At 35.6% G+C, this 1,847-nt stretch carries 3 protein-coding genes; all 3 read left to right on the top strand.

Annotated elements, in window-relative coordinates; translation table 11 throughout:
• Window positions 1-191: hypothetical protein (locus tag AC1DJR_RS28455; RefSeq protein ID WP_477004094.1), on the top strand; the 191-nt coding region annotated here is incomplete at its 5' end.
• A gap of 56 nt (window positions 192-247) precedes the next feature.
• Window positions 248-745: a cation:proton antiporter regulatory subunit gene (locus AC1DJR_RS28450; protein ID WP_429686445.1), complete on the top strand. Its 498-nt coding sequence runs from the start codon at window positions 248-250 to the stop codon at window positions 743-745.
• Window positions 746-1,847: cation:proton antiporter (locus AC1DJR_RS28445; RefSeq protein ID WP_477004093.1), on the top strand; the 1,102-nt coding region annotated here is incomplete at its 3' end.

The raw sequence follows: 1,847 nt of genomic DNA, 5'->3' as shown, positions 1-1,847 counted from the left end.
GAGAAAGAGGGGATAATTTGAAAGAAGAATCTTTATTGAAAGTAAGCCTTAAGATTTTGAAAACGAGAAGTAATTTATTTTTTATCGTTACATCTTCAAGTATGTTTCTAGGAGCTACTTATTATTACAATAAAAGATTTCCAAATCACAAATATCCTGAATGGTTAGAATTTCTAAAATTGATTGGATGAATAAAAGACAGAAAAACAGAAAATTTAAATATAAATCCGTTGAGGAGGAGTTAAAGATGAATATTAGAGAAAGTGAACTTCCAGGTATTGGTTACAAGTTTCAAATCGTTACGAAAGGTAACGAAAAAATGGTGATTGTTATTCATGATGATGGACGTAGAGAAATGTATCATTTCGATTCAGACCATGAAGAAAGTCTATCAAGCATTTCATTGCGCGACTCAGAGGCAAGACAAATTGCAGCAATATTAGGCGGGATGGTATATAAGCCTAAGGCACTAGAAAATGTTGAGATGGTCTTTGAAGGTTTAGCAATTGAGTGGTTCAGAGTGGAGAATGCAGCGCCAGCAATTGGAAAAACAATTGGTGATCTTGAAATAAGAAAAACATATAGCGTAACGATAATTGCAGTTATGAAAAAGAATATGAAAAAGCTATTTAATCCAGGTCCAGACACGGTGATTGAAGAAGGAGATATGCTTGTAGTTTCTGGTGAGAGAGAAGAAATTAAAAAGATTATTAATGAATTACTTTCGAATAGGGGGACTGACTAGATGGATACTTTAATTTTTGAAGTTGGTACAGCTTTAGTTTTAGTAGCAATTGCGGCGGTAATCGCTGGAAAGTTTAAATTCTCAGTAATTCCTTTTCTAATTGTTCTTGGCATGTTAGTAGGGCCGCACGCGCCGACAATAGGTGTTATCGATCTCAAATTTATTGAAAGTGCAAGTGTGATATCCTTCCTTGGAAGGATTGGCGTTCTGTTCCTTCTTTTCTATCTGGGATTAGAGTTTTCGATGAAAAAACTAATTAAATCTGGACGTTCTATCGCGATTGGCGGAACAATCTATATTTCGATTAACTTTTCACTAGGATTATTATACGGATTTATAATGGGGTTCCCGTTACTCGAAATCTTAATTATTGCGGGTATTATTACGATTTCTTCTAGTGCTATCGTTGCAAAGGTATTAGTTGATTTAAGAAGAACTGGTAATAATGAAACCGAATTAATTTTAGGAATTATTATGTTTGAAGATATATTCCTTGCTGTATATTTATCAGTAGTTTCTGGCTTAGTTCTTGGGGATCACGCTTCCTTCTTAGGTGCCCTTACTTCAATTGGAATTGCTTTAGGATATATGCTTCTATTCTTTATTGTGGCTAGAAAAGCAACGCCGTTATTAAATAGATTGCTCAATATTAGTTCAGATGAAATCTTTATTATTGTGGTATTTGCTTCGTTGTTCTTTATTGCAGGTTTCTCAGAAACAATTCACGTTGCAGAAGCAATCGGGGCACTTCTTTTAGGGTTAGTTTTCTCTGAGACAGAGCATAGTGATCGAATTGAACATCTTGTTGTTCCATTTAGAGACTTCTTCGGAGCTATCTTCTTCTTCAGTTTCGGATTAAGTATCGATCCGTTTTCATTGGGCGGAGCAATATGGTTAACGTTAGGTGCTGTACTTCTGACGATAATTGGAAACTTTGTAGCAGGGATGATTGCAGGGCGACAAGCTGGATTATCTCATAAAGCGTCAACAAATATTGGATTAACAATCGTTTCAAGGGGAGAATTCTCAATCATTATGGCTAATATCGGTATCGCGGGTGGGTTAATGTCGGTATTGAAACCATTCTCAGCACTATATGTGC

It is taken from the genome of Bacillus sp. 05T31, from assembly GCF_056396725.1.
Note: the sequence above shows the minus strand (reverse complement) of the source record. Positions and strands in the feature narration are given on the sequence as shown.